This window comes from Streptomyces sp. NPDC003011 (genome assembly GCF_053591515.1).
Map to the genome: position 1 here is coordinate 1 of NZ_JBSFTY010000100.1, position 24,457 is coordinate 24,457.

General features: G+C 72.7%; 26 protein-coding genes. 11 read left to right on the forward strand and 15 right to left on the reverse strand.

Annotated features, from left to right (window positions below; all coding sequences use genetic code 11):
• Positions 1 to 268: 268 nt before the first annotated feature.
• Positions 269 to 922 (forward strand): ATP-dependent Clp protease proteolytic subunit, encoded by a 654-nt coding sequence (locus ACWD0J_RS35280; RefSeq protein WP_451499942.1) that lies wholly within the window; start codon positions 269 to 271, stop codon positions 920 to 922.
• A gap of 1 nt (position 923) precedes the next feature.
• Positions 924 to 1,526 carry a ClpP family protease gene (locus tag ACWD0J_RS35285; RefSeq protein ID WP_451499943.1) on the forward strand — a complete coding sequence of 201 codons (603 nt, stop codon included), beginning with the start codon at positions 924 to 926 and terminating at the stop codon, positions 1,524 to 1,526.
• A 47-nt stretch (positions 1,527 to 1,573) separates the two neighbouring features.
• On the opposite strand, the gene ACWD0J_RS35290 is transcribed toward ACWD0J_RS35285, so the two are convergent.
• Positions 1,574 to 2,026 carry a helix-turn-helix domain-containing protein gene (locus ACWD0J_RS35290; protein WP_451499944.1) on the reverse strand — a complete coding sequence of 151 codons (453 nt, stop codon included), beginning with the start codon at positions 2,024 to 2,026 and terminating at the stop codon, positions 1,574 to 1,576.
• Between the two features lie 110 nt (positions 2,027 to 2,136).
• Between ACWD0J_RS35290 and ACWD0J_RS35295 the strand changes: the two genes are divergently transcribed.
• Positions 2,137 to 2,346: a class I SAM-dependent methyltransferase gene (locus ACWD0J_RS35295; protein ID WP_451499945.1), complete on the forward strand. Its 210-nt coding sequence runs from the start codon at positions 2,137 to 2,139 to the stop codon at positions 2,344 to 2,346.
• A gap of 598 nt (positions 2,347 to 2,944) precedes the next feature.
• The gene (locus ACWD0J_RS35300) at positions 2,945 to 3,835 is read left to right on the forward strand and encodes an RNA polymerase sigma factor SigF (RefSeq protein ID WP_451499946.1); all 891 of its coding nucleotides are present in this window, start codon (positions 2,945 to 2,947) and stop codon (positions 3,833 to 3,835) included.
• Positions 3,836 to 3,934: 99 nt separating this feature from the next.
• On the opposite strand, the gene ACWD0J_RS35305 is transcribed toward ACWD0J_RS35300, so the two are convergent.
• Both ACWD0J_RS35305 and ACWD0J_RS35310 read right to left on the reverse strand, forming a co-directional pair.
• Positions 3,935 to 4,390, reverse strand: a complete 456-nt coding sequence (locus ACWD0J_RS35305; RefSeq protein ID WP_451499947.1) for an ATP-binding protein — start codon at positions 4,388 to 4,390, stop codon at positions 3,935 to 3,937.
• 97 nt (positions 4,391 to 4,487) lie between these two features.
• Positions 4,488 to 5,789, reverse strand: a complete 1,302-nt coding sequence (locus tag ACWD0J_RS35310; protein ID WP_451499948.1) for a DUF6777 domain-containing protein — start codon at positions 5,787 to 5,789, stop codon at positions 4,488 to 4,490.
• A 160-nt stretch (positions 5,790 to 5,949) separates the two neighbouring features.
• On the opposite strand from ACWD0J_RS35310, the gene ACWD0J_RS35315 reads away from it, so the two are divergent.
• Positions 5,950 to 7,227: a streptophobe family protein gene (locus ACWD0J_RS35315; protein WP_451499949.1), complete on the forward strand. Its 1,278-nt coding sequence runs from the start codon at positions 5,950 to 5,952 to the stop codon at positions 7,225 to 7,227.
• 98 nt (positions 7,228 to 7,325) lie between these two features.
• Here the strand turns inward: ACWD0J_RS35315 and ACWD0J_RS35320 are convergent, their stop codons facing one another.
• The 4 genes from ACWD0J_RS35320 to ACWD0J_RS35335 all read right to left on the reverse strand — a co-directional run bounded on the left by ACWD0J_RS35320 (position 7,326) and on the right by ACWD0J_RS35335 (position 11,657).
• Positions 7,326 to 8,300 (reverse strand): serine/threonine-protein kinase, encoded by a 975-nt coding sequence (locus ACWD0J_RS35320; protein ID WP_451499950.1) that lies wholly within the window; start codon positions 8,298 to 8,300, stop codon positions 7,326 to 7,328.
• Positions 8,290 to 8,832 (reverse strand): hypothetical protein, encoded by a 543-nt coding sequence (locus tag ACWD0J_RS35325; RefSeq protein ID WP_451499951.1) that lies wholly within the window; start codon positions 8,830 to 8,832, stop codon positions 8,290 to 8,292. Before ACWD0J_RS35325 ends, ACWD0J_RS35320 begins: the two co-directional genes overlap by 11 nt.
• 13 nt (positions 8,833 to 8,845) lie before the next feature.
• A complete protein-coding gene (locus ACWD0J_RS35330; protein ID WP_451499952.1) occupies positions 8,846 to 11,185 on the reverse strand; it encodes an FHA domain-containing protein in 2,340 nt (779 codons plus the stop codon).
• A gap of 61 nt (positions 11,186 to 11,246) precedes the next feature.
• Entirely contained in the window at positions 11,247 to 11,657 is a 411-nt protein-coding gene (locus ACWD0J_RS35335; RefSeq protein WP_451499953.1) for a hypothetical protein, read from the reverse strand.
• A 354-nt stretch (positions 11,658 to 12,011) separates the two neighbouring features.
• Between ACWD0J_RS35335 and ACWD0J_RS35340 the strand changes: the two genes are divergently transcribed.
• Entirely contained in the window at positions 12,012 to 12,395 is a 384-nt protein-coding gene (locus tag ACWD0J_RS35340; protein WP_451499954.1) for a nuclear transport factor 2 family protein, read from the forward strand.
• Between the two features lie 91 nt (positions 12,396 to 12,486).
• Positions 12,487 to 12,771 (forward strand): DUF1905 domain-containing protein, encoded by a 285-nt coding sequence (locus tag ACWD0J_RS35345; RefSeq protein WP_451499955.1) that lies wholly within the window; start codon positions 12,487 to 12,489, stop codon positions 12,769 to 12,771.
• A gap of 83 nt (positions 12,772 to 12,854) precedes the next feature.
• Here ACWD0J_RS35345 and mgrA read toward each other — a convergent pair whose 3' ends face one another.
• Complete coding sequence (gene mgrA / locus ACWD0J_RS35350; RefSeq protein WP_451499956.1) at positions 12,855 to 13,850, reverse strand: L-glyceraldehyde 3-phosphate reductase; 996 nt, start codon at positions 13,848 to 13,850, stop codon at positions 12,855 to 12,857.
• Positions 13,851 to 13,975: 125 nt separating this feature from the next.
• Between mgrA and ACWD0J_RS35355 the strand changes: the two genes are divergently transcribed.
• Both ACWD0J_RS35355 and ACWD0J_RS35360 read left to right on the forward strand, forming a co-directional pair.
• Positions 13,976 to 14,860, forward strand: coding sequence for a LysR substrate-binding domain-containing protein (locus tag ACWD0J_RS35355; protein WP_451499957.1), 885 nt, complete (start codon positions 13,976 to 13,978; stop codon positions 14,858 to 14,860).
• A 28-nt stretch (positions 14,861 to 14,888) separates the two neighbouring features.
• The gene (locus tag ACWD0J_RS35360) at positions 14,889 to 15,404 is read left to right on the forward strand and encodes a mycothiol transferase (protein WP_451499958.1); all 516 of its coding nucleotides are present in this window, start codon (positions 14,889 to 14,891) and stop codon (positions 15,402 to 15,404) included.
• Here ACWD0J_RS35360 and ACWD0J_RS35365 read toward each other — a convergent pair.
• Positions 15,368 to 16,510, reverse strand: coding sequence for an adenosine deaminase (locus tag ACWD0J_RS35365; protein ID WP_451499959.1), 1,143 nt, complete (start codon positions 16,508 to 16,510; stop codon positions 15,368 to 15,370). The two genes, ACWD0J_RS35360 and ACWD0J_RS35365, sit on opposite strands and share 37 nt — an antisense overlap.
• A 22-nt stretch (positions 16,511 to 16,532) precedes the next feature.
• On the reverse strand, positions 16,533 to 16,970 hold the full coding sequence (locus ACWD0J_RS35370; protein WP_451499960.1) for a VOC family protein: 438 nt from the start codon (positions 16,968 to 16,970) through the stop codon (positions 16,533 to 16,535).
• 206 nt (positions 16,971 to 17,176) lie between these two features.
• Here ACWD0J_RS35370 and ACWD0J_RS35375 point away from each other — a divergent pair, with 206 nt between their 5' ends.
• Entirely contained in the window at positions 17,177 to 17,884 is a 708-nt protein-coding gene (locus ACWD0J_RS35375; protein WP_451499961.1) for a dienelactone hydrolase family protein, read from the forward strand.
• Positions 17,885 to 17,890: 6 nt separating this feature from the next.
• On the opposite strand, the gene ACWD0J_RS35380 is transcribed toward ACWD0J_RS35375, so the two are convergent.
• From ACWD0J_RS35380 to ACWD0J_RS35400, 5 genes are all read right to left on the reverse strand, one after another.
• Entirely contained in the window at positions 17,891 to 18,556 is a 666-nt protein-coding gene (locus ACWD0J_RS35380) for a maltokinase N-terminal cap-like domain-containing protein (RefSeq protein ID WP_451499962.1), read from the reverse strand.
• Positions 18,557 to 18,639: 83 nt separating this feature from the next.
• Positions 18,640 to 19,545, reverse strand: a complete 906-nt coding sequence (locus ACWD0J_RS35385) for an oxidoreductase (RefSeq protein ID WP_451499963.1) — start codon at positions 19,543 to 19,545, stop codon at positions 18,640 to 18,642.
• A 64-nt stretch (positions 19,546 to 19,609) separates the two neighbouring features.
• The gene (locus ACWD0J_RS35390; RefSeq protein ID WP_451499964.1) at positions 19,610 to 20,500 is read right to left on the reverse strand and encodes a glycoside hydrolase family 19 protein; all 891 of its coding nucleotides are present in this window, start codon (positions 20,498 to 20,500) and stop codon (positions 19,610 to 19,612) included.
• Between the two features lie 127 nt (positions 20,501 to 20,627).
• Positions 20,628 to 21,158: a methyltransferase domain-containing protein gene (locus tag ACWD0J_RS35395; protein ID WP_451499965.1), complete on the reverse strand. Its 531-nt coding sequence runs from the start codon at positions 21,156 to 21,158 to the stop codon at positions 20,628 to 20,630.
• A 709-nt stretch (positions 21,159 to 21,867) separates the two neighbouring features.
• Complete coding sequence (locus ACWD0J_RS35400; protein ID WP_451499966.1) at positions 21,868 to 23,190, reverse strand: aldehyde dehydrogenase family protein; 1,323 nt, start codon at positions 23,188 to 23,190, stop codon at positions 21,868 to 21,870.
• Between the two features lie 228 nt (positions 23,191 to 23,418).
• On the opposite strand from ACWD0J_RS35400, the gene ACWD0J_RS35405 reads away from it, so the two are divergent.
• On the forward strand, positions 23,419 to 24,450 hold the full coding sequence (locus ACWD0J_RS35405; protein ID WP_451499967.1) for an acyl-CoA dehydrogenase family protein: 1,032 nt from the start codon (positions 23,419 to 23,421) through the stop codon (positions 24,448 to 24,450).
• Positions 24,451 to 24,457 lie beyond the last annotated feature (7 nt).

A 24,457-nucleotide genomic window follows, 5' to 3' on the forward strand; every position in this document is an offset into this window, starting at 1 on the left:
ATCTACGACAAGCTCACCCCCGGCAGCCTCACCGGTGGCGCCTTCGTCGCCGGCACCGGCACCATCGACGACGACGGCAAGGTCGGCCCGATCGGGGCCGCCAGGTGTCCCTCTGCCCTCGGCGAATCTGCCGCGGGCAGAGAAATCCCCGGCGGGGCCCGGCCCCGGCCCACAGTGAGATCACGGCGACGCGCACCGCGTCCCGGTCGGACTCGTCTGCGCGACGAGGACCAAGAGGACCCAGAAGACCGAAGACCAAGGAGTGCCGATGTCTCCATTCACCGCCGGTCCGGGACCGGCCCTGCTGCCTCGTGCGGAGGAGGGCGACACCCCCGCGACGCGGTTCGACGACCATCTGGCCGCCCAGTTGCTCGGGCAGCGGATCGTCCTCCTGGGCACCCAGGTCGACGAGGTCTCCGCGAACCGGGTCTGCGCCCAGTTGCTGATCCTGTCCGCGGAGGACCCGCGCACCCCCATCAGCCTGTACATCAACAGCCCTGGCGGCTCGGTCCACGCGGGCCTGGCCATCTACGACACGATGCGGCTGATCCCCAACGACGTGTCCACGCTCGCCATGGGCTTCGCCGCGAGCATGGGCCAGTTCCTGCTCAGCGTCGGCACACCCGGCAAGCGCTACGCGCTGCCCAACGCGCGGATCATGATGCACCAGCCGTCGGCGGGCATCGGCGGCACCACCGCGGACATCGAGATCCAGGCGGAGAACCTGGACCAGCTGAAGCGGAGCATCGAGCGGATCACCGCGGAGCACACCGGCCAGAGCCCGGAGACCATCTCCCGGGACGGCGACCGCGACCGCTGGTTCACGGCCGAGGAGGCCAGGGAGTACGGCATGGTGGACCGGGTCGTCGAGTCGCTGACCGACGTCCGCCCGGCCGCCTCGAAGCGACGGATGGGGCTCTGACATGGGGACGTACACGATTCCGAACGTCGTCGAGCGGACCGCGCAGGGCGAACGGTCCTACGACGTGTTCAGCCGGCTGCTCTCCGAGCGGATCATCTTCCTCGGCACCGAGATCGACGACGGGGTGGCGAACGTCGTCATCGCGCAACTCCTCCATCTGGAGTCGGCGGCCCCGGAGAACGAGATCGCGATCTACATCAACTCGCCCGGGGGTTCCTTCACTTCGCTGATGGCGATCTACGACACGATGACGTACGTGCAGGCGCCGGTCTCGACGTTCTGCGTCGGGCAGGCGGCCTCCACGGCGGCCGTCCTGCTGGCCGGCGGGGATCCCGGGCGGCGGTTCGTACTGGAGCACGCGCGGGTGCTGCTCGGGCAGCCGGCCAGCGGCGGACAGCGGGGCACGGTGTCCGATCTCGCGCTCCAGGCCAAGGAGATGGTGCGGATCCGCGCCCAGGTGGAGGAGGTGCTGGCGCGGCACACGCACCACGACGTGGCGACCCTGCGCGCGGACATGGACCGCGACAAGGTGTTCACCGCCGCGGAGGCGGTGGCGTACGGGCTGGCCGACGAGGTGGTGAGCCGGCGCATCGTGGCGGTCTGAGGCGCCGGCCGGGCGGTCCTTCCGCGGTCCCTCCGCGGTCCTTCCTCTCAGGCGGCCAGGCAGAGCCCGTTGTACGGCGTCGTGGAGCGGCCTCGGCTCCGGCCGGCCTGGGACTGGCGGGTGAGCTCGCCCTGCGCCAGCGACAGCAGGTCGCCGAGGCCCAGGCCGAGGGCGTGGGCGGCGGCCGCGAGGACCTCGGAGGAGGCCTCCTTGCGGCCCCGCTCGACCTCGGAGAGGTACGGCATGGAGATCCGGGCCGTGTCCGCGACGTCCTTGAGCGTGCGGTCCTGGGCGAGGCGTTCGCGGCGCAGGACATCGCCGACCAGGTCGCGCCAGAGGGGCTCCTTCGGCGGGCGGTGTTCGAGGGGAGCGGGGGCCGGCGGCGCCTGGCGGGGCGGGGACGCCGCGGTGCGTGCGGACACTGGGCGGGCGGTCCCCGGGCGCGCGGCGGGCGGGCGCAGGGGGATGACGCGGGCTTGGTTCGGCGCTTGGTTGCTCACCTCTTCAGCCTAGGATTTCTGAACTCCAGGGGAAGAGGGCGGCATTCCGCCCTGGGTGGAATCAGGGCCGCGAGGCGTGGGACACCGGGCCGCACCGACGGGTGCTGGAGGTGGCCCCGGCACGAGTCAGTTCACCGCTCCGCCGGCCGCGTTTCGGCTGCCGGATCACCGGCGTGGAGCCGGGCCCCGCGATGGCGGACGTCGCCTTGCGGCGGCTGCGGGAGTTTGCCCGTGCGGACGTGGAGACGGCGGACTTCGAGCGGTGGCCGCTGCCGCGCGAGCCGTTCGGCCTGGTGGTGTGCGCCACCGCGTTCCACTGACCGGACCCGGCCGTGCGGGTACCGAGGGCGGCCGACGCGCCGCGCCCCGGAGGCCGGTCGCGCTCGTCACCACCGAGCACGTGGCGGGCAGCAGCGTCGACTTCTTCGCCCGGATCCCAGCGGTGCCACGAACGCTGGGATCCGGCCACGCCACCCGGGCCGGGGCTGGAGGACGCGTCCGTGATCGCCACGGACACCGGCGAGTGGGAGCGCTCGGCACGGGTCGAGAACAGGGTGGTGACCCCCCGGCGGCAGCGTCAGCGAGCGCCACCTCCACGAAGTGATCACCGCCACCCGGGTGTGAGCGGCGGCCGTGTCCCACGGGGAACGCGGCCCCCGAGACTCGGTCGGGGGCGCGCGCCGTCGGCGCTCGCCGGGGCCGTGCGCCACCGTTTTTCCGCCACATGGCCACACGGCGGGCATGAGGCGTCACACCCCGGGTATGCGCAGGCCAGGAGGACCTGAAACAGTTGTTCTCGCAACGGCGTGCATACGTCGGCGCGATCCGGGTACACGCAGGCCGCAAGGCCCGAAGCAGGACCCGGGACAACCCAGGCCGAGAGGCAGACGTCGAGCCGTGACTTTCGTGGGAGAGGTAATGGACACCGCCGTGATCCGGTCGGAGGGACAGGTCGGGAAGCAGACCGCCGGGGCCAGGACGACGGGTGACGGAGCCCTGCCGGGAGTCGAGGACCCGCGGACCGTGGCGCCGCGCGACGCGCGGGAGCTGTCCCGCCAGTTCTTCCGGCGCCTGACGGAGCTCGAAGAGGGCACGCACGAATACCAGTACGCGCGCAACACGCTCATCGAGATGAACATGTCCCTCGTGCGCTTCGCGGCCGGCCGGTTCCGGGGACGCGGCGACGACATGGAGGACATCGTCCAGACCGGGATGATCGGCCTGATCAAGGCCATCGACCGCTTCGAGCTGGCACGCGAGGTGGAGTTCACCTCGTTCGCGCTGCCGTACATCGTCGGCGAGATCAAGCGGTTCTTCCGTGACACCACCTGGGCCGTGCACGTGCCGCGACGGCTGCAGGAGCTGCGCGTGGAGCTCGCCAAGGCCCGGGAGGAGCTCGCCAGCCGTCTGGACCGCGAGCCGACCGTGGCCGAGCTCGCCACGCTGATGAACATCTCCGAGAGCGAGGTCGTCGAGGCCCAGATCGCCTCCAACGGCTACAACTCCTCGTCGCTGGACGCCGCGCTCACCGGTGACGGACCCGAGGGCGGCGAGGCGGTCCTCGCCGACTTCATCGGCGTCGAGGAGGAGGGGCTGCGGCTCGTGGAGGACTTCCAGTCCCTGGCCCCGCTGATGGCCGAGCTGAGCGAACGCGACCGGCAGATCATCCACATGCGGTTCGTGGAGGAGGCCACCCAGGCGGAGATCGGCGAGCGTCTCGGCTGCTCGCAGATGCACGTGTCCCGGCTGATCAAGCGGATCATCACCCGACTGCGCCAGGGCATGCTGGGCGAACTGGGCTGCGCCTGACCGACCCGAGCACCGGACACGGGTGCCGCCCCCAGGCCACGCAGGCCGGGGGCGGCACCCGTTTTCCTTCGCTCTCCGGAAAAGGTCAGTCAGGAAAGGTCACTGCGGGTTCAGGCCGACGACGGCGCGTACCCGCTTGCCCACCGGGATCCGCTCGACGGCGATCTCCGCGGCCACCGCGTGGACGATCTCCAGTCCGTGCCGGCCGATGCGCCCGGGGTCCTTGGGAAACCGCCGGGGCAGCACGACGCTGCTGTCGCAGACGACCACCGCCACCCAGGTGCCCGTGCCCTCCAGCTCCAGGATGTACGGGCCCCGGCTGTGCCGGTCCGCGTTGGTGACCAGCTCGCTCACCACCAGCAGCACCTCACCCTCGCTGCGACGCCCCACGTCGGCGCACCACTCCTTCCTGAGCTGCTCCAGGAAGCCCGCGGCGAAGGCCCGCGCATCGGCTATGCATCCGGGTTCGCCGGTGTAGTGTGCCGCCCGCCGCAGCGGTTCCACGGGCACGTCGAAACCAGTCGGTGTCACTGCCCCGTCCAGGTGATCGATCACGCGTTTCTCTCTCGGAAGCCGGACTGGCCGGACGCTACTCCCCCAGTGCTCGTACCCCGAGCCGGGCGTCGCAGTCCCCCAGTGCCCGTGACGGCGCTTACGCCGGGCTGGTGATGATCGTCGTGCTCGGGACGAGGGACGTGGTCGCCGTGTCGCTGGTCTCGGAGGAGAGCAGGGGCTGGGGGGCCGAGGACTCGGACGACGGCGGCTCGCTGGCCGGGGGCTCGGAGCTCGGCGGGTCGGAACTCGGCGGGTCGGAACTCGGCGGGTCGGAGCTGGGCGGGTCGGAATCAGGCGGGTCGGAATCAGGCGGGTCGGCGGAGGAGTCCTCCGCGTCCTTGTCCTTGGAGGACGGGTCGTCCGACGTCGGCGGGCAGGGGCTGGCCGGGCCGATGGGCGTACCCGGGGCGGCGCTGGACTTGGACACGCACGGCGACGGGGAACCGGGCGGCACCGGCGTGACCACGCTCACGGAGGGGGTGGGCTGGTGGGCGGGCGGCTCGGTCTTCTTGTCCTTGCGTCCGGTGTCCCCGCGGTGGCGGGCGATCCAGCTGTCGTGTTCAGGGTCGTAGAGCACGAAGACGTTGACCACCTGCGGTGCGGGCGCGACCACGACGACGTTCGACGGGTGGTACGAGGGCCAGGAGTCGCCGGTGCGCCGGGGCGCGGTCTGCTGGGCGACCGGCGGGGTGAGCGGGTTGCCGCAGGCGCAGCGCACGCGGGGCACGCCCCGGCCGTCCACGAGGACGGCGGTGCCGGTCTGCAGGACGGCCTGGTAGTCGGTGGCCTTGCCGTCGCGGTAGCCGTGGTTGGTGACGCGGGTGTCCATGCGCAGCTGTACGGGCGTGAGTGAGCGCAGATGGCCGGGGACCTCGGAGGGGTCGACGCCGGCGACCGAGGCGAACGCCCTGTTCTTGGACCGGTCCGCCTCCAGGGCCGTGATCTGCTTCTCCACGTCGCAGCTGGAGACCTTGTCGGTGCCGCCGTAGAGGCCGGGCGCGCCGCCCTCGACGCCCCGTACGGCGTTGGGCGGGGCGGACACGGAGGAGGGGGAGACCGGGACCGGCGGAGCGGAACTGTCCTGCGCCGTCGACTCCGTGAACGGATCGGGACCGGTCTTGCCGGCGGCCTGGAGGAAGACCTCGCCGCTCTGGGGCGAGCCGCCACCGCCGCCGGAGCGGGTGAAGACGACCGCGAGGACCACGGCGGCCACCAGCACCGTCGCGAGCACGGCGACGCGCGGCACCGAGCGCCACCAGGGCCGGCGGGGTTCGGGGGCGTGCGCTCCCCCGCTGCTCGGGGGCTGCGAGGGCGGGCCCGACGGCGGCTGCGAGGGGCCCGACAGCGGACCGGAGGGCGGTCCTGTGGGCCGGCCGGAGGACGGCGGTTCGACGCTCACGAGCCCTTCTTCCCGACGCGGGACCCAGCGGCTTTCGTCATGTTGTGCCGCTTGTTTCCGCGACGTTCCCATTGTGTGCTCCGTTCCCGTACCGCCCGCAAGCCGACGCGGACGGCCCTCCCGGCGGGCGCACGGCCCCAAGGCTGCTTAGCGTGGCAGTGTGAGTCAGCGAACCCCCTCCGACCAGGCAGTCGTCGCCCGCCACGGCTGGGCGCAGGCCGTGGCCACGGTGCTGGGCACGCTGCTCGTGATGGGGGTCGTCGCCGCACTGGGCCTGTGGGCGGCCGGTGCCACCGACCTTCCGGACAACGCGTTCCCCCGGGTGGTCGCCGCGACCGTCGTGACGGCCGTCGGCGGCACGGTCGAGCTGTCGGGGAACGCCGGCGCGCTCGCCGACACCCGGGCGGGGCTCACCGTGGTCCCGCTGTCGGTCACGCTCGCGGGCGCGCTGCTGCTCGGCGCGGGCTTCCTGCGTCCGCTGCGGCACCGGGCGGTCGCCGGAGCGCGGGAACTGGCCGGCTGGGCGGCCCGGATCGCCGCGCTGTGGCTGCTCGTCCTGCTCGGCCTGGCCTACGCCGCCCGCCAGACCTTCGCGATCTCCCTCGACGACACGCTGGGCGACGTAGGGGACCTGTTCGGCGTGGCACCGAAGGTGGGCTTCACGACGGACGTGCCGCTGACCCTCGTCTTCGGCCTGCTGTGGCTGGCCGGTGTGCTGGTGCTGGCGCTCCTGGTGTCGCGCGCCGCCGCTCTGCCGCCCGGGCTGCTGCGCTTCCAGGCGTCGGTACGTCCGGCCGCGTACGCCATGGTCGTGCTGCTGCTCACGTCCGTGGTCCTCGGCATCGTCATCGGGCTCGTCGTCGCGGCGACCCGGGGCCACGCGGTGCAGACGCTCGCGCTGATCCTGCTCGGCATGCCGAACCTGGTCTGGCTCACGCTCACCATCGGTCTCGGCGCCACCTGGAACGGCCGGGTGGAGGGACCGTTCGGGCTGCCCATGCCGCATGTGCTCGACGAGGTGCTGCGCGGCCGGGACACCGCGGCCCTGAACCTGAGCACGATCGCCGAGTACGACGGCAGGGTGTGGTGGCTGGTGGTGGTGGACGCGGTGCTGCTGCTGGCCGCCGCCTTCGTCATGGCGGCCCGTTCACCGGCCGGCACACGCGCCTGGCAGCACGCCCTGCACATGGCGGTCGCCCTCGCGCTGACGGTCCTGATGATCTGCCTCGTCGGCCGGATCTCCGCGCACTACGGCCTGTCCCTGCTCGGCATCGGCGACCTGGGCGGCGACCTCGCCGGAGAGCTGTTCCTGAGACCCGAGCTGTGGGCGGCACTCGGTCTGGCGGTGCTGTGGGGGCTGGTCACCGGCTTCCTCGGCGCCCTGCTGGCACGACCGGTGCGGCGGCGGGGCGTGGCCGGGGCGGGTCCTCGGCCCTGACCGAGCCCGGTCGGCGGCACCCGTCCGGTCGGCGGCACCCGGCGCGCCGCGCCACCCTGCCTTGAGCGGTCAACGCCCTGTAGTGCCCCTTCCCCGGGTCATCGCCCGAAGACCGGCTCGGCCCACCGTGGCGGGGGCTTGGGCCGGCCGTGCTCCGGTTCCACCGCGCTCAGGTCGACCTCCGTCAGCGGGCGGCCGCCCGCCCGTGCGCCGCGCAGCGCGGCGACGAAGGCGAGGCAGGAGTCGTACCGGTCGTCGGGACTCTTGGCCAGTGCCTTGGCGAACACGGCGTCGAGGTGCGGGGCGAGACCGGGGCGCGCCTCCGTCAGCGGCGTCGGTTCGTCGTACTGGTGGGCCCACAGCAGGGCCATGTCGTCGTCGCGGCGGAAGGGCGGGCGGCCCGCCAGGGTCTCGTAGACGACACACGCGAAGCCGTAGACGTCGCAGCGGCCGTCGACGGGGCGGCCGGAGATCTGCTCGGGAGCCACGTAGTCCAGGGTGCCGACGAACTGGCCGACCGTGGTGAATCCGGTCAGGGACAGGGACTTCTTCGTCAGGCCGAAGTCGGTGAGATAGACGTGCTCGGGGTGGTCGCTGTCGGTGCCCCGGGCGACCAGGATGTTGCCGGGCTTCACGTCCCGGTGGACCAGCCCGTGCTCGTGGGCCGCGTCGAGCGCGGAACCGACCTGGGCGGCGATCCGGACCGCGGTCGCGAGCGGCAGGGGTCCGTCGCGGTCCAGGAGGTGGCGCAGGTCGCTGCCGGGGACGTAGCGCATCGCGATGTACAGCAGGCCGTCCGTCTCGCCGGCCTCGAAGACGGGCACGATGTGCGGGTGGTCGATCGCCGCGGCCACGTGGGACTCGTGGGTGAAGCGGCGGCGGAAGGTGTCGTTGCGGGCGAGTTCGGGGGCGAGCAGTTTGAGCGCGACGGTCCGGTCCAGGCGCAGGTCCCGGGCCCGGTAGACGACGGCCATGCCGCCGCGCCCGATCTCCTGCTCGATGCGGTAGCTCGCGACCTGCTGCCCGACCAGTTCGGAGGGGCGGCCGGAGAAGAGGCTCGTCTCACGCGCCATCGGGCGTCACGACCTGGGTGGGCGGGTGGCGGGGAGCCACCGCGGCACGGGGCTCGCCCTCGGTGGCGTAGGTGCTCACCTGTCTGCCGTCGGCGTACACCCACCGGGTCTCGTCGGTGTCGTAGAGCCACATGGACTCCCCGTCCACGACGACACCGATCCGCAGTCCTCGCGTACGGCTGCGGAAGGCCTCGCCCTCCAGGGTGCCGGCCGCCAGTTCCTCCACGGCGGCCCGGTAGCGGGCCAGGGTGTGTTCGGCGCGGGCGAGCAGGGGGCGGGGGTCGGCGGCCCGGGTGAGGGGGCCGTCGGTGAGCGGCGGGTCCTGGGGTACGGCGATCAGATGGCGGCCGTCCACCCAGGCGGACCAGCCGTTGGCGCACAGGACGTGTCCCCAGTCGCCGCGCCGCTCGACGAGCTGGACCGGCAGCAGCGCGTCGAGGGCCACGGTGGGCCGGGCGGGGTCGGGCGCCTCCCAGGCGGGCATGCCGTGCTGGGGGACGACGTGGGAGGGCCGGAAGCCGGGGGTCGTCATCGCGGGCCCTTCCCTACTTCCGCATCACGGCGGGCTCGTGCCGGCGCAGCAGCCGGGTGACGAGGTACCCGAAGGCGGTCGACAGCACGATCAGCATGGCCACGTTGAGCAGCCAGACCCCGGCCGAGTGCCGGAAGAGCGGATCGGCGGTCAGCTCACCCGGCACGATCCGGGCCAGGCCGACGGTGCCGGCCATCGCGCCGAGCGCCCACCGCGAGGGCACCAGCCACGACAGCTGTTCCAGGCCGGGTGTGCCGTCGAGCTTCAGCAGGGCGCCGCAGAAGACGACCTGGACGATGGCCAGGAGGACCAGCAGCGGCATCGTCACCTCTTCCTTGCGCACCAGCGCGGAGACCAGCAGGCCGAGCATCATGGCGGTGAACGCCAGCAGGGCGACGGCGACGGTGATCTCGGCGAGGGGCGGCATCACGACGCCCTCGCCGCCGGGTGCGTTGAGGTCGACGCCGAGCAGGGCGACCAGGGTCAGGACCACGGCCTGGAGCACGGTGATCGTCCCCAGAACGACCACCTTGGACAGCAGGTACGCCGATCTGGACAGGCCCACGGCCCGTTCACGCTGGTAGATCACGCGTTCCTTGACGAGTTCGCGTACGGCGTTGGCCGCGCCGGTGAGGACCCCGCCGACGCACAGGATCAGCAGCGCGTTCATCGCTGTCTCCTGCGTCAGCCTGCTGCCGGCCAGGGCCCGGCCCATCGCGCCCATCACGAACGGCAGCGCGATCATGATGGCGAGGAAGGTACGGTCCGCGCTCAGGGCGGCCGTGTACCGGCGGACGAGGGTGCCGAGCTGGGCGCCGCGGCTGCGGGGCCTGGCCGGGGGTGTGATGACGACGGGGCCCTCGCGCGGCCGTCGGGGCTGCGCGCTGGCGTCCACGACGTACTGCCGCTGGACGGACGAGGTACGGAACTCCCCGGCCCAGTCGCGGTCGCGGTCCCGTTCGAAGGCCTCGAAGGCCTCGGGCCACTCGGCGAAGCCGAAGAAGGCGAGGGCGTCCTCGGGCGGGCCGTAGTAGGCGATCTTCCCGCCGGGCGCGAGGACGAGGAGCCGGTCGCAGACGTCGAGGCTGAGGACGCTGTGCGTGACGACGATGACCGTGCGGCCGTCGTCGGCGAGGCCGCGCAGCATGTGCATCACCGAGCGGTCCATGCCCGGGTCGAGGCCGGAGGTGGGCTCGTCCAGGAAGAGCAGGGAGGGCTTGGTCAGCAGTTCGAGGGCCACGCTGACCCGCTTGCGCTGCCCGCCCGAGAGGCTGTGCACGGGCTGCCGGGCGCGCTGCTCCAGGCCGAGTTCCCGGATGACCTCGTCGACCCTGGCCCGGCGTTCGGCCTTGGCGGTGTCCTGCGGGAAGCGCAGTTCGGCGGCGTAGGCGAGGGCGCTGTGGACGGTCAGCTGGGAGTGCAGGATGTCCTCCTGCGGGACCAGCCCGATGCGCTGGCGCAGCTCGGCGTAGTCGCGGTAGAGGTCGCGCCCGTCGTACAGGACGGTGCCGTGGTCGGCGGGGCGCTGGCCGGTGAGGGCGTTGAGCAGCGTGGACTTGCCGGCGCCGCTCGGGCCGACGACCGCGAGCAGGCACTTCTCCCCCACCGGGAACGACACGTGGTCCAGCAGCGTCTTGCGGCCGTGGTCGACGGTGACCGTGAGGTCCTGGACGTCGAGGGAGACCTCGCCGGTGTCGACGTACTCCTGCAACTGGTCACCGACCAGGCTGAACGCCGAGTGGCCGATGCCGACGATGTCACCGGGGCCGATCGGGGCGCGGGTGATCGCCAGGCCGTTGAGGAACGTGCCGTTGTGGCTGCCGAGGTCGAGGATCTCGTACGTTCCGTCCGGCAGGGCGCGCAGTTCGGCGTGCCGACGGGAGACGACCAGGTCGTCGATGACCAGGTCGTTGTCGTCGGCGCGGCCGATGCGGACCGTGCGGGCGGGCAGCGGCCGCACGGTGGTGGGCTGCCGGAAGGTGCCGGTGAGCGCGGGCATGGAGACGGCCGACGGGCGCTCGGCGACGGGCTCGGGGAGGCCGGCCAGGACCGCGCACGGGCCGTCGGACGGGTTGCCGAAGCGGATGACGCTGCCGGGGCCCACTCCCCACTCGTGGACGCGGCGGCCGTCGGCGTAGGTGCCGTTGGTGCTGTGCTCGTCCTCGAGCGTCCAGTGGCCGTCCTCGGGTCGCAGCACCGCGTGGTGCCACGAGACCCGGGCATCGTCGATGACGATGTCGCTCAACGGGTCGCGCCCGACGTGGTAGTCGTGGCCCGGACTCATCACCGTGGAGCCGGTCTCGGTCTCCAGGACGAGTTCCGGCGCCGTCGGTGCGCCCGGTCGCTCCGCCATGCCAGAAGTCTACCGATTCGGACGCATATGTGCCTGGTGCGGGAATTCCCGGATCCATGGCTCAGGCGACGGGCGTGAACAGCGCCGCCGCGGTCCGCTGCATGCGCAGGGCGTCCACCGACTCGGCCAGCAGCTCGTACTCGGTGGTGTCGTCGAAGGCGGCGATCCGCACCAGCCGTCCGGCGGCCAACTCGTCGGCCACCAGCGCCTGCTGGGCGGGGTCCCAGCACCAGCCCCGCAGGACGGCGGGCACGTCGGGCACCGTGCCGGAGACCGGGACGAGCGCGCCGGACGGTAAGTGCTCGGACTCCGGCCGGGGGTCGAGGCGGTCGGCGATCCAGCAGGCGCGGTCGCGCAGCCACCACAGAGCGAGGGCGAGGGTGGGGGCCCGGTAGGTTCCCAGCGGTACGCCGATACGCCGGCCGCCGCAGGTGCCGTACCCCGTGACATGGCACAGGAATTCGTCGTGCACGATCCACTCCCCGCTGCTTCGTCAACCTGGCGGCCGGGCCTCGCTTTCGGTGCGGCTCCTGCACTGAGCGCGACTTCATGCGCTGTGCGTGATCGTTCCCTCGCTGGATGTGAACTGCTCTAGCTGTCGAGTATGTTCACTACTGAAACACTGTCACCACGTCTTTTTGGCCAGTCTCCTGGCATATTCGACCCTCTGCGTGGCCGAAATCTGACGGGTACATGCCCATGCGATCATTACCTGAGGGGTAATCGACCGCCCCGGGCGATCCGGGCAGGGTGGGGGCATCGGGTCGGCGTCACCGCGATCCGGGTTCCGACCAGCGCATACGTCCCTGATGGAGGCTGACCGCCCATGTCCGCGAACACCGAACGATACGACAGTGCCGTCGCCCGCTACTTCGAGGCCTGGAACGAGCGGGAGCCGCAGGCGCGGGCCAAGGCGGTCGCCGCCGTCTGGACCGCGGACGGCTCGTACACCGACCCGTTCTCCGATGCGCGCGGCCACGAGCAGATCGCGGCCGTGATCGCGGGGGCTCACGAGCAGTTCCCCGGCTTCGTCTTCCGGCTGACCGGCGCGGTGGACGGGCACCACGACACGGCGCGCTTCTCCTGGGAGCTGGCGAGCGAGGCCGACGGCTCGGCGCCCGTGGCCGGCTCCGACGTCATCACCCTGGACGGGGACGGCCGGATCAGGTCCGTGCTCGGCTTCGTGGACCGGATGCCCGCCGGGGCGTGACGCCGTCGCCACCGATGAGTTCTCCGGCCGCCGGCGGTCTTATGACCAGAGCCTCCCGGGCGGGAGGCCAACGGCAGCAGCGGAGGACGTCATGGCCACGACCGGAAAAGTGGACGCGCAGTTCACCGCCGAGCTCAGCAGAAGCCCGGAGAAGGGCAGCTGGACGTGTGTCCGCTGGCCCTCCTCCGTCGCGTTCTTCGGCACCCGCGGACTGGTCAAGGTCCGCGGGACGATCGACGGGCACCCCTTCCGGAGCTCCTTCATGGCCCTCGGGGACGGCACCCACATGCTGCCCGTGAAGGCCGAGGTGCGCCGGGCCATCGGGAAGGAGGCGGGGGACACCGTGACCGTGCGGCTGGAGGAGCGGCTCGGCTGAGCGATGGCGGCACGGCGTCACCGCTCAGCCGCGGGCCGCCGTGCCCGAGCCCGTGCCGGAGGTCATGCGGGGCGTGCCACGGCTCACGCCCGCACGATGGCGTCGATCCTCGCCAGTTCGTCCGCGTCGAAGTCCAGGTTGCGGATGGCGCCGACGCTGTCCTCCAGCTGCTGCGGGCTGCTCGCGCCGACCAGGGCGGAGGTCACCCGGCCGCCGCGCAGCACCCAGGCCAGGGCGAGCTGGGCCAGGGTCTGGCCGCGGGACGTGGCGATGTCGTCGAGGGCGCGCAGCCGGCCGACCAGGTCCTCGGTGACCGCGTCCGAGTTCAGGAACGGGCTGTCGCTCGCCGCCCGCGAGTCCTCCGGGATGCCGTCCAGGTAACGGCCGGTCAGCAGGCCCTGCTCCAGCGGGGAGAAGACGATGGAGCCGACCTGGAGCTCGTCCAGCGCGTCCAGCAGACCGCCGTCCTCGGGGCGGCGGTCGAGCATCGAGTAGCGCGGCTGGTGGATGAGCAGCGGGGTGCCCAGCTCGCCCAGGATGCGCGCGGCCTCCCGGGTCTGCTCGGCCGAGTAGTTGGAGATGCCGACGTACAGCGCCTTGCCCTGCTGCACCGCCGAGTGCAGGGCGCCCATCGTCTCCTCCAGCGGAGTCTCCGGGTCGGGGCGGTGCGAGTAGAAGATGTCGACGTAGTCCAGGCCCATCCGCTTCAGGCTCTGGTCCAGCGAGGACAGCACGTACTTGCGCGAACCCCACTCGCCGTACGGGCCGGGCCACATCAGGTAGCCGGCCTTGGTGGAGATGACCAGCTCGTCGCGGTACGGCGCGAAGTCCGCCTTCAGCGCCTCGCCGAGCGCGGACTCGGCGGCACCGGGCGGCGGGCCGTAGTTGTTGGCCAGGTCGAAGTGGGTGACGCCGAGGTCGAAGGCGCGCCGCAGGATGGCCCGCTGGTGGTCGACCGAGCGGTCCGCCGGCCCGAAGTTGTGCCACAGTCCGAGCGACAGCGCGGGAAGCTTCAGGCCGCTGCGTCCGGTGCGCCGGTAGGGCATGTCCGCGTAGCGGTCGGGGTGTGCGGTGTACAACGCGACTCCAGAGGGGTTGGCACGGTGGAACGTGGTTCCTGAGAACCGTGCCCACTCTTTCGCGACCTGGGCACAGTGGTCCAACAGGAGAATCGGATGGAATTCAGCGGATAGGCTTCTCAATCATGGAACTGCGCCATCTCCAGCACTTCGTCGCGGTCGCCGAGGACCAGCATTTCACCCGGGCCGCCGAACGGCTCATGGTGTCCCAGTCCGGCCTGTCGGCCTCCATCCGGACGCTGGAGCGGGAACTGCAGACCCCGCTGTTCGTCCGGACCACCCGCCGGGTGACGCTCACCGAGGCCGGGCGGGCCCTGCTGGGCGAGGCCGAGCGGATCCTGGCGCAAGTGCGGTCGGCGCACGAGGCCGTCGCCGCCGTGCAGGGGGTGCTGCGCGGCACGCTCGCCCTCGGCACCGAACAGTGCATCGCGGGGGTGCAGGTGGCGCGGCTGCTGGCCGTGTTCCGGCGGTATCACCCGGACGTGGAGATCCGGCTGCGGCAGGCGGGGGCGGCCGCGCTCGCCGAGGAGGTCGCCGCGGGCCGCCTCGACCTGGCGTTCGCGGTGCGCACCCAGGCGGACACCGACCAGCTGCGGTCGGTGGCGCTGACGAGTGAGCCGATGACCGTGCTGTGCCATCCCGGCCACCGGCTCGCCGCCGTCGGCGCGGCGGTGACGCCGCGCGAGATCGGCGGCGAGGTCTTCGTCGACTTCCATCCGGACTGGGGGCCGCGCCGGATCACCGACGCCGCGTTCGCCGCGGCGGGCGTGCGGCGGACGGTGGCACTGGAGGTGAACGACGTGCACAGCCTGCTCGACCTGGTGGACGAGAATCTGGGCGTCGCCGTCGTGCCCCGCCACTTCCGGCACAAGCGTGAGTCGCTCACCGCTCTCCCGCTGAAGGGCACCGACGACACGATGTACGAGACGGTCGCGCTGCTGCCGCCCCCGCAGGCGGCCAGTCCCGCCGCCCGGGCGCTGATGACGCTGCTGGAGACAGAGGGCGCGTGAACCCGCGGGATGCGCGAGGGTGGACGGTATGCATGCCAAGGACATCCTCATCGACGCGTACAGCCGCATCCGGGAAGAGGTCCACGCCGCCGTCGACGGCCTGAGCGCGGACGCCCTCAACGCCCGGCCCTCGGCCGACGCCAACTCCGTCGCCTGGCTGGTCTGGCACCTCACCCGGGTCCAGGACGACCACCTGGCCGACGCCTCCGGGCTCGACCAGGTCTGGCTCTCCCAGGGCTGGGAGAAGCGGTTCGGCCTCGGCCTGTCGCGCCACGACACCGGCTACGGGCACAGCTCCGCGAAGGTCGCCAAGGTGCGGGTCGACTCCGGTGACCTGCTGACCGGGTACTACGACGCCGTGCACGAGCAGACGCTCGGGTACCTGCGCGGGCTGGCCGCCGAGGACTTCGAGCGGGTGGTGGACGAGCGCTGGGATCCGCCGGTCACCCTGGGCGTACGCCTGGTCAGTGTCCTGTCCGACGATCTCCAGCACGTCGGACAGGCCGCCTATGCCCGTGGGCTGTTGCGGAGCACGGCCTCGTAGCCCGGCAGGACGACGTCCCGGATGAGGGCCTCGCGCTCGTCGAAGGGGATGAACGCGCTCTTGAGGGCGTTCACCGTGACCGTGCGCAGGTCCCCGGCCGTCCAGCCCGCCTCTTCGACCAGCAGGGACATCTCCCGGGTCATCGTCGTGCCCGACACCAGACGGTTGTCGGTGTTGAGGGTCACCCGGAAGCCGAGATCCTTCAGCCCGGTGATCGGGTGCTCGGCGATCGAGTGGGCGGCGCCGGTCTGGAGGTTCGAGGTCGGGCACATCTCCAGGGTGATCCGGCGGTCGCGGACCCAGCCCGCGAGGCGGCCGAGCTTGCCGGCCGCGAGGTCGGGGATGTCGTCGGTGATGCGGACGCCGTGCCCGATGCGCTGGGCGCCGCACACCTGGAGCGCCTGGTGGATGCTGGGCAGGCCGTGCGCCTCGCCGGCGTGGATGGTGAACGGGACGTTCTCGCGGCGCAGGTACTCGAAGGCGGCCAGGTGGTCGGCGGGCGGGAAGCCGTCCTCGGCGCCCGCGATGTCGAAGCCGACGACACCGGCGTCCCGGAAGGCGACGGCCAGGCCGGCGATCTCCCTGGTCCGGCCGAACATCCGCATCCCGCACAGCAGCGTGCCGACCCGCACCGGCGTGCCCGCGGCCGCCGCCTTCGCCATGCCCGCCGCCAGCCCTTCCTGGACGGTCTGGACGACCTCGGGCAGGGTCAGCCCGCCCTTCAGCATCAGCTCGGGCGCGTAGCGCACCTCGCCGTACACCACACCGTCGGCGGCGAGGTCGAGGACGTACTCCTCGGCGGCGCGCAGCAGGCCCTCGCGGGTCTGGAGCACGGCGAGGGTGTGCTCGAAGGTGCCTATGTAACGCACCAGGTCCCCGGAGCCGGCGGCCTCGACGTACCAGGCCGCGAGGGCGTCCGGGTCGGTGGTGGGCAGCCGGTGGCCGGCCGCGTCCGCGAGCTCCACCAGGGTGGCGGGGCGCAGGGCGCCGTCGAGGTGGTCGTGCAGCACGGCCTTGGGCAGCCGGCGGAGTGTGTCGGTGTCGATGCGGTCGGTGTCGATACGGGCGGTGTCGATACGGGCGGTGTCGATGCGGGGCGCGGTCATGTGCGTGTTCCTCGGCGGTGGGTCAGGGGGAGCGGCGTTCGGTGCGTGCTCTCGGCGTGCCGGGCGTCGCGGCCGCGGGCTGGAGCAGGTCCCAGCGGTTTCCGTACAGGTCCTGGAAGACGGCGACCGAGCCGTACGGCTCGTGGCGCGGCTCCTCCAGGAAGGTCACGCCCGCGGCGCGCATGCGGGCGTGGTCGCGGGCGAAGTCGTCGGTGTGCAGGAAGAAGCCGACCCGCCCGCCGGTCTGGTCGCCTACGCGGGCGCGCTGGTCCTCGTCCTTGGCGCGGGCCAGCAGCAGGTCGGTGCCGTCCTGCCGGGGGCCGGGGCGGACGACGACCCAGCGGGAGCCGTCGGGTCGCGGGGTGTCCTCGACGAGGCGGAAACCGAGGGCCTCGGTGTAGAAGCGGATCGCCTCGTCGTAGTCGTCGACGACAAGGGTGACCAGGGCGACGCGTCTCATCGGGACCTCTCGGAGCGTCGGAGCGGGGGGATCGACGGGAGAGGTTATACGTAAAACCCTACCCGCGCCAATCGGTCCGGGAGGGGGGTGCGAGAGTCGGGAGGGGGGTGCGAGGGGGCCGTTCCGGGCGTGACAGGCTGGTGATCACGTCGGGGTCGCCGACCCCGGCAGCCTCACCACGCACTGCCGCACAGGAGTCGAGTGTCATGACCGAACTGCCGAAGTCGACCGGTGCCCCGGCCCGTCAGAACGTCACCTTCCCCAGTGGCGGGACCACCGCGCACGGCTATCTGGCGCTGCCGCCGTCCGGAAGCGGCCCGGGCGTGATCGTCATCCAGGAGTGGTGGGGCCTGACCGATCACATCGCGGACGTCGCCGACCGGCTCGCGCGCGAGGGGTTCGTCGCCCTGGCCCCCGACCTCTACGGCGGCAACGTGGCGCACGAGAGCCAGGAAGCCCTGCGGATGATGCAGGCCCTGCCGGTCCCGCGCGGGGTCGAGCTGCTCTCCGGCGCCGTCGACCACCTGCTGTCGCTGCCCGAGGTCACCTCGGACACGGTCGGCGCGGTCGGCTTCTGCATGGGCGGCGGTTTCGTGCTGTACCTGGCCGCGGCCGACCCCCGGGTGAGCGCCGCCGTGCCGTTCTACGGTGTCGTCCAGGGCGAGCTGCCCGACTTCTCGGGACTCAGGGCGCGGGTCCTCGGGCACTTCGGGGAACTCGACCAGAGCATTCCGGCGGAGACCGTGGACCGGCTGGCCGAGACGATCGAGCGGCAGTCCGGCAGCACCCCGGACTTCCGCCGCTACCCGGCCGACCACGCCTTCTTCAACGACGGCCGCCCGGTCTACCACGCCGAGTCGGCCGCCCGGGCCTGGCAGAGCACGGTGCCGTTCCTGCACGAACAGCTGGGCTGACCGCCCCTAGGGGCGGGGCCCGGAGCGCAGGACGGCGAACAGGCCCCGCTCGCGGGTGCCGTCCGGACCGTCCCAGGCCCCGGCCACATGGCCGGTCGCACCCGGCGGGACGAGGGGCGCGTCCTCCGGGGCGGGGTGCAGGACCCGGTGCAGGCGCAGCGTCGTGCCCTGCGCGAGAGGCAGCTCGGTGCCCTCCTCATCGTCGGTGGCGGCGGTGAGGACACCGGAGGGAAGCAGGGCGTCGTCCGCGTAGGAGTGGGTGACGTCCTGGTCCGGGGTGTCGCTGACGCTCTGGGCCTGGGCCTGGACGCGGCCCTCGACCAGGGCGAGCAGCTGGGCGACGAGCACCGGGTCGTGGCAGCCGTCGTAGGCCCAGCGGGGCCCCAGCACGCCGTGCTCCATGGTGCCGACGAGGGCGTGCTCCGCCCCGTCCAGGGGTGCGCCGCGGTAGGTCAGCGGTACCAGGTAGGTGACCGGGTGGGCGCCGGAGGTGTCGCGGGCCACCATGAACTCGATGCCGACCTCGCCCTGCGGGTCGTCCAGCCGGAAGCCGCCCGCCTTGGACAGCCGGGGCTCGCCCGCACCGCCGACGTACCAGGGGCGGGTGGGCAGCCAGGCGGTGAGCAGTTCGAGCTTGGTCGGCTTGAGGGTGGTCTGGTGGATGACGGCCATGCCGGGGATTCTCTTTTCCGTCGATCGGACGCGGGCCTTCACACTTTCGCAGTCGCGGCGGCCGGACAAGCTCGGCCCTCGCCTCAACCGGCCTTGCGGTGCAGCGCGTCGAGCACGTCCAGTTCCTCGCCGGTGAGACGCAGGGCGCCCGCGGCCACGTTCTCCGCGAGGTGGTCGGGGTTGCCGGTGCCGGGGATGGCCAGGACGTGCGGGCCCTGTTGCAGGGTCCAGGCGAGGCGGACCTGGGCGGCCGTCGCGCCGTGGGCCTCGGCGACCGCGAGCACCTCGTCGTGGTGGGTGGTGGTGGCGCCCTGGGAGGCGCCCTCACCGGCGATGGCGAAGAACGGCACGAAGGCGATGCCCTGTTCGCCGCACAGACGCAGGAGTTCGTCGGTGGCGGGGTCGTGCAGGCCGAGTCCGAACCGGTTCTGCACACACACCACCGGCGCGATGGCCTGCGCCTCGGCGAGGTGACGGGGTTCGACGTCGGAGATGCCGAGGTGCCGGATCAGGCCCTCGTCGCGCAGTTCCGCGAGGGCGCCGAAGTGCTCGGCGATGGAGTCCTGCCGCATCCGTCGGAGGTTGACGACGTCGAGATGGTCGCGGCCGAGCTGGCGCAGGTTCTCCTCGACATGGCCGCGCAGGTCGTCGGGGCGTGCCGAAGTGCCCCAGTCCCCGGAGTAGTTGCGGAACGGGCCGACCTTGGTGACGACGACCAGGTCGTCGGCGTACGGCGACAGCGCGCTGTTGATGAGTTCGTTGGCCGAGCGCAGGGCGGAGAAGTAGAAGGCGGCCGTGTCGATGTGGTTCACGCCGAGCTCGATCGCCCTGCGCAGCACGGCGATCGAGCGGTCCCGGTCGCTCGGTGCTCCGAGGTGGAAGGCGGCGCTGCCCGTCAACCGCATCGCGCCGAAGCCGACGCGGTTGACGGTGCGGTCGCCGAGTTCCCAGGTGCCCGCGGCGTCCGCGGTGATCGTTTCGGAGGTCATCGGCGGAGTCTGACACACCTCCGCCGCACCGCCGTACTCACGTCGCGGACTCCCCCGCGAGCGCTCAGCAGTACAGGTTGCCGCCCGGTGCCACCCCGAGGATCTGGGCGAACTGCTGGTACTTGGTGACCCGGCTCTGCACCTGCGCCGGGTTCTTGCCGTCGCACTCCAGGGAGCCGTTGATGCTGCGGATGGTCTGCCCGAAACCGGCGCCGTTCACCATGGCGTTGTGCGGGGTCATGGTGCCGGGACCGGACTGGGTGTTCCAGTACCACAGGGCCGTCTTCCAGGCGACGGCCGCGTCGTTCTGCACCAGCCAGGGGTTGTTCAGGAGGTCGATGCCCAGTGCGTCGCCCGCGGCCTTGTAGTTGAAGTTCCAGCTGAGCTGGATCGGGCCGCGCCCGTAGTACGCGGCCTGCCCGGCGGGACAGCCGTACGGCTGGCTCCAGTCGCAGTAGTGCGGGTAGTTGGCGGTGTTCTGCTCAACCACGTGCACCAGGCCGCCGGTCTCGTGGCTGACGTTGGCGAGGAAGGCGGCCGCCTCCTGCTTCTTCACCGTGTCGCTTCCGGTGTTGGCGAAGCCGGGGTAGGCGCCGAGGGCGGCGTTGAGGCCGCTGTAGGTGTAGAAGGGGTTGCGGCCCGGGAACATCTGGTTGAACTGGGCCTCGCTCACCACGAAGGTGCCGACGGGTGTGCCGGGGCCGTTGTCGCAGGCGTAGGGCTCCCAGTACCAGGTGCTGATCGTCGGGTCGTAGCCCGGGTTGTCGTGTTCGGCGATGTAGGCCTTGCCGTCGGTGTAGCGCACGATGTCGCCGGTGACGTACGACCGTCCCGCCACCCAGCTCGGGTAGCTGGAGCACGCGGCGGCCGACGCGGGCGCGGCCGGCAGGACGACCGGCACGGCGGCGCCGAGGACGAGCGCGGTGACCACGGCGGAGATACGGCGTCTCGACACAGGATCAACTCCTTTGCTGAACACGGCCGCACCCGGACAAGGGCAGGGCGAAGCCAACCTTGTGCGCACGGGCCGGCCGGACCGGCCACGGCGTGGGCGCGGCCGTGGTGGGGGGTGTGGCGCATACTCAACTCCTTTGGTCTGTACCAGTCAAGGGTGTAGACCAGTCAACTCGCCCGGGGCGCGGGGGCCGTGGGGTCCGGGTGGCCGCCGGGCGCCTGGTCGGGCGGGGTGGCGGGTGGCAGCACAGCACTTCGGCGTGTGGGCCGCCGGCGACGCCTGCGAGCGGTACATGGGCCGGTGGGGCTGGCTGGTCCCCGAGGAGTTCGTGACATGGCCGACCGCGGGACCGGCCTGCGGTGGCTGGACGTCGGCCGCGGCTCGGGCGCTGCCGGCCCCGGTCACTGCCGGGGGTGCAGCGCTCCCCGGGTTCGCGGCCACGGCCCGCGTCCGCGTTCCGGCGACCAGCCCGCCCGGCCGGAGCCGCCCGTGCCGCCTCACCCATCGCGAGCGCCGGCGCGATCAGCCCGCCCGGCCGGACCGCCCGCGCTGCCTCACCCGCCGCGAGGGCCGCCTGAGGCCGGATGTTCGGGACGAGACCGCTGACGGCCACGTCGAACACGGCGTCCGGTACGGGCAGCGCCCGCGCGTCGGCCACGGCAAAGCGCGCCGACGCCGCGTACGTCTGTCGCCGCGTACGTCTGGGACTACGCCGACGGCACGGGGTGCGCGGCGCTACCGGGATGCCGCGCGCACGGTGGACCCGTCGGCGGCGGCGCTGGACGAGGGCGGCCGGTTCCCGCTGTGCGGCCCGGCCCCGTTGCGCGCCCTGTGGACGGGGGCAGGGCTCGTCGGGACGGCAGTCGCCCCGGTCGAGGTCCCGCCCTGCTTCGCCGGGTGCGCCGGATCTGTGGGAGCCGCTCCTGGCGGGCCAGGACCCGGCTCCCCGGTATGTCGGGTCGCTGTCACAGTCAGGACGGGACCGGCCGCCCGAGACGTTGCGCGCGACACTGCCGGCCGGCCCGGAGACGGAGCCGTCGGGCTCAGGGCCCGTGCCCGCGCCTGGGCCGTCCGCGGCCGGCAGACCGGCCGGCCCGGCACCTGAGAGGACGTTGGGGCCGCCGTTGCGGATCGCCGCGGCTCAGGCATCACCCGCGCACCGGGCGTACACGGGTGTTCCCGCAGCGCGGCGAGGTGCCGCGCCAGGCGTCCCGGACCCGGGACACCGCGCCAGGCGTCGCACGACCCGCGACACCGCGCCAGGCCTCGCACGACCCGCGACACCGCGCCAGGCGTCGCGGGGTCCGCGGCGATCCGGACGGTGCCGGTCAAGGTCGGCGGCTTCCGGGCTGCCCGCAGGAGACCGCTCAGCTCAGCGGCTTGTCGAGCACCGCCTTGCGGTGGCTGAACGTCTCGATGGAGTAGCGGCCGTGGTAGCTGCCCATGCCGCTCTCCCCCACCCCGCCGAACGGCAGGTCGGAGACGGTGAGATGGGCCAGCGGCAGGCCGTACCCGAGGCCGCCGGACGAGGTCTCGTCGGCGATCCGGCGCCGCGCCTCCTCCGAGCCGGCGAAGACGTACAGCGCGAGCGGCTTGTCGCGGTCGTTGATGAACTCGATCGCCTCGTCGAGGCCGGAGACCGTGACGATCGGCAGGATCGGCCCGAAGATCTCCTCCCGCATGACCGGCGACCCGGGGTCGACGTCGGCGAGGACGGTGGGCGCGAGGTACTTCGTCGTACGGTCGCTGTCGCCGCCCACGACCACGCGGCCGGAGTCCAGCAGGCTGGCCAGCCGGTCGAAGTGGCGTTCGTTGACGATGCGGCCGTAGGCGCCGGAGGCCGCCGGGTCGGTGCCGTACAGCGCCTCGACGGCGCGGACCAGCGCGGGCTCCAGGGCGGCCGCGGTGTCCGGGTCGGTGAGGACGTAGTCGGGGGCGACGCAGGTCTGCCCGGCGTTGAGGAACTTGCCGCGGGCCAGCCGGTCCGCGACGACGTCCAGGTCGGTGTCGCGGTCGACGAACGCGGGGGACTTGCCGCCCAGTTCGAGCGCGACCGGCGTGAGGTGCTCGGCGGCGGCGCGCATCACGATGCGGCCGACGGTGCCGTTGCCGGTGTAGAAGATGTGGTCGAAGCGCTCGGCCAGCAGGGCCGTGGTCTGCGGGATGCCGCCCTCGACGACGGCGACCGCGTCGGTGTCGAGGTACGCGGGCAGCAGCCGGGCCAGCGCGGCGGAGGTGGCGGGGGCCAGCTCGCTCGGCTTGGCGACCACCGCGTTGCCCGCGGCGAGGGCGCCGACCACGGGGGCGAGCAGCAGCTGGGCCGGGTAGTTCCAGGGCGCGATGACGAGGACGACGCCGAGGGGGTCGTACTGCGTCCAGGCCCGCGCGTCGTCGCCGAGATGCGCCGGGACGGGGGCGGATTCGGGGCGCAGCCAGTCGGCGAGGTGGTCGAGGGTGTGGTCGATCTCGCGGACGGTGAAGTCGATCTCGGTGCGGTAGGCCTCCGCGGCGCTCTTGCCCAGGTCGGCGTGGAGGGCGGCGGCGAGGTCCGCGCGGTGGTCCGTGAGCATCTCGCGCAGGCGGCGCAGCTGGGCCGTACGCCACTCGACGGGCTTGGTGCGGCCGGTGCGGAAGGTGGCGCGCAGCCGGGCCACGACGTCGGCGGGCTGCTCGGGGGCGGGGTGGTTCACGGTGCCTCGCTGGGGTGCGCGGGCCTCTCGGCCCGCAGGGGACGCCTATGTCCCGACGGTCAGGTGTATAGGCCAACCTTTCATGTGCCGAACACATTCCGGCACAGACGTGTCTCTCACCTCCTCCGCAAAGGTCTGTCACCTCTCGCACCAACGATTCTCAGCTCTCGCACGAACGGCGGCCCCCGGATCGACGCCGCGCACGACGACGTCGGCAGAATCTCCCGCATGACCACCGTGCCCGTGCCCCACCCTCTTGTCGTCCGCGCCCGCCGGCTGGCGGACGACCTGCTCGCACCGAACGCCGGACGGGTCGACCAGGAAGGCGTCCCCACCAGCCACATCGAGGCGATCAGGCGATCCGGGCTGCTCGCGGTGAGCGCGCCCCCGGAGTACGGCGGAGCTGCCCCGGAGGTCGCGCGGGAGACCGCGGAGATCCTGGCCGGGGCGTGCTGCTCGACCTGGTTCGTGCAGACGCAGCACCACACGCCCGTGACGACGCTGGCCGGCAGCGACGGGCCCGTGCGGGAGCGGCTGCTGGGCCCGCTGACGCGCGGCGAGCTGCTGTCCGGGGTGGCGTACGCCCATCTGCGGGCCCATCCGCGCACCCCGGTGCGGGTCACGCGTGAGCGCGGCGGCCGGCGGTTCGACGGGACGGTGCCCTGGTACACCGGGTGGGGCCTCAACGACGTGATGCTGCTCGCCGGGGTCACCGAGGCCGGTGAGGTGCTCTTCGCCTTCACGCGGGCACGGGAGCAGCCGGGCCTGCGCGCGTCGCCGCCGATGCGTCTCGCGGCGCTCACCGCGTCCCGCACGGTCTCGCTGGAGCTGGACGGCCTGTGGCTGCCCGAGGAGGACGTGGTCCTGCGTCGCCCGTACGCGCAGTGGGCGGCGGTGGACCGGGCGAGGACGGTGAACGCCTCGCCGGCGGTGTTCGGCGTCACCGACGCGGCACTCACCTTGCTGGACGACGACATGGCGGGGCCCCTGCGCGCCCGGCTCACCGGCATCCGCGACCGGGCCTACGCCCTGGCCGGCCACCCCGCACCGCACGAGCACCTGGCGGAACGCCTGGCGCTGCGCACCCGGGCGTACGAGGTCATGTGCGCGGCCACCACCGCGGCCGTGGTGGCCGGCGGCGGCCGCTCCCTGGCGCTGACCCACCGGGCCCAGCGTCTGGCCCGGGAGGCCTTGTTCCTCCTGGTCCAGGGGCAGACGGCGGAGTCCCGCGAGGCCCACTTGAAGGCACTGACGAGCTGAAGTCGCC

What these genes read in the sequence shown, in the direction of transcription:
- ACWD0J_RS35340 (WP_451499954.1), top strand. Translation starts at nt 12,012, where the DNA reads ATGTCCGCGAACACCGAACGATACGACAGTGCCGTCGCCCGCTACTTC.
- ACWD0J_RS35355 (WP_451499957.1), top strand. Translation starts at nt 13,976, where the DNA reads ATGGAACTGCGCCATCTCCAGCACTTCGTCGCGGTCGCCGAGGACCAG.
- ACWD0J_RS35405 (WP_451499967.1), top strand. Translation starts at nt 23,419, where the DNA reads ATGACCACCGTGCCCGTGCCCCACCCTCTTGTCGTCCGCGCCCGCCGG.
- ACWD0J_RS35370 (WP_451499960.1), bottom strand. Translation starts at nt 16,970, where the DNA reads ATGAGACGCGTCGCCCTGGTCACCCTTGTCGTCGACGACTACGACGAG.
- ACWD0J_RS35360 (WP_451499958.1), top strand. Translation starts at nt 14,889, where the DNA reads ATGCATGCCAAGGACATCCTCATCGACGCGTACAGCCGCATCCGGGAA.
- ACWD0J_RS35380 (WP_451499962.1), bottom strand. Translation starts at nt 18,556, where the DNA reads ATGGCCGTCATCCACCAGACCACCCTCAAGCCGACCAAGCTCGAACTG.
- ACWD0J_RS35375 (WP_451499961.1), top strand. Translation starts at nt 17,177, where the DNA reads ATGACCGAACTGCCGAAGTCGACCGGTGCCCCGGCCCGTCAGAACGTC.
- ACWD0J_RS35285 (WP_451499943.1), top strand. Translation starts at nt 924, where the DNA reads ATGGGGACGTACACGATTCCGAACGTCGTCGAGCGGACCGCGCAGGGC.
- ACWD0J_RS35325 (WP_451499951.1), bottom strand. Translation starts at nt 8,832, where the DNA reads ATGACGACCCCCGGCTTCCGGCCCTCCCACGTCGTCCCCCAGCACGGC.
- ACWD0J_RS35345 (WP_451499955.1), top strand. Translation starts at nt 12,487, where the DNA reads ATGGCCACGACCGGAAAAGTGGACGCGCAGTTCACCGCCGAGCTCAGC.
- ACWD0J_RS35385 (WP_451499963.1), bottom strand. Translation starts at nt 19,545, where the DNA reads ATGACCTCCGAAACGATCACCGCGGACGCCGCGGGCACCTGGGAACTC.
- ACWD0J_RS35280 (WP_451499942.1), top strand. Translation starts at nt 269, where the DNA reads ATGTCTCCATTCACCGCCGGTCCGGGACCGGCCCTGCTGCCTCGTGCG.
- ACWD0J_RS35320 (WP_451499950.1), bottom strand. Translation starts at nt 8,300, where the DNA reads ATGGCGCGTGAGACGAGCCTCTTCTCCGGCCGCCCCTCCGAACTGGTC.
- ACWD0J_RS35330 (WP_451499952.1), bottom strand. Translation starts at nt 11,185, where the DNA reads ATGGCGGAGCGACCGGGCGCACCGACGGCGCCGGAACTCGTCCTGGAG.
- ACWD0J_RS35300 (WP_451499946.1), top strand. Translation starts at nt 2,945, where the DNA reads ATGGACACCGCCGTGATCCGGTCGGAGGGACAGGTCGGGAAGCAGACC.
- ACWD0J_RS35365 (WP_451499959.1), bottom strand. Translation starts at nt 16,510, where the DNA reads ATGACCGCGCCCCGCATCGACACCGCCCGTATCGACACCGCCCGTATC.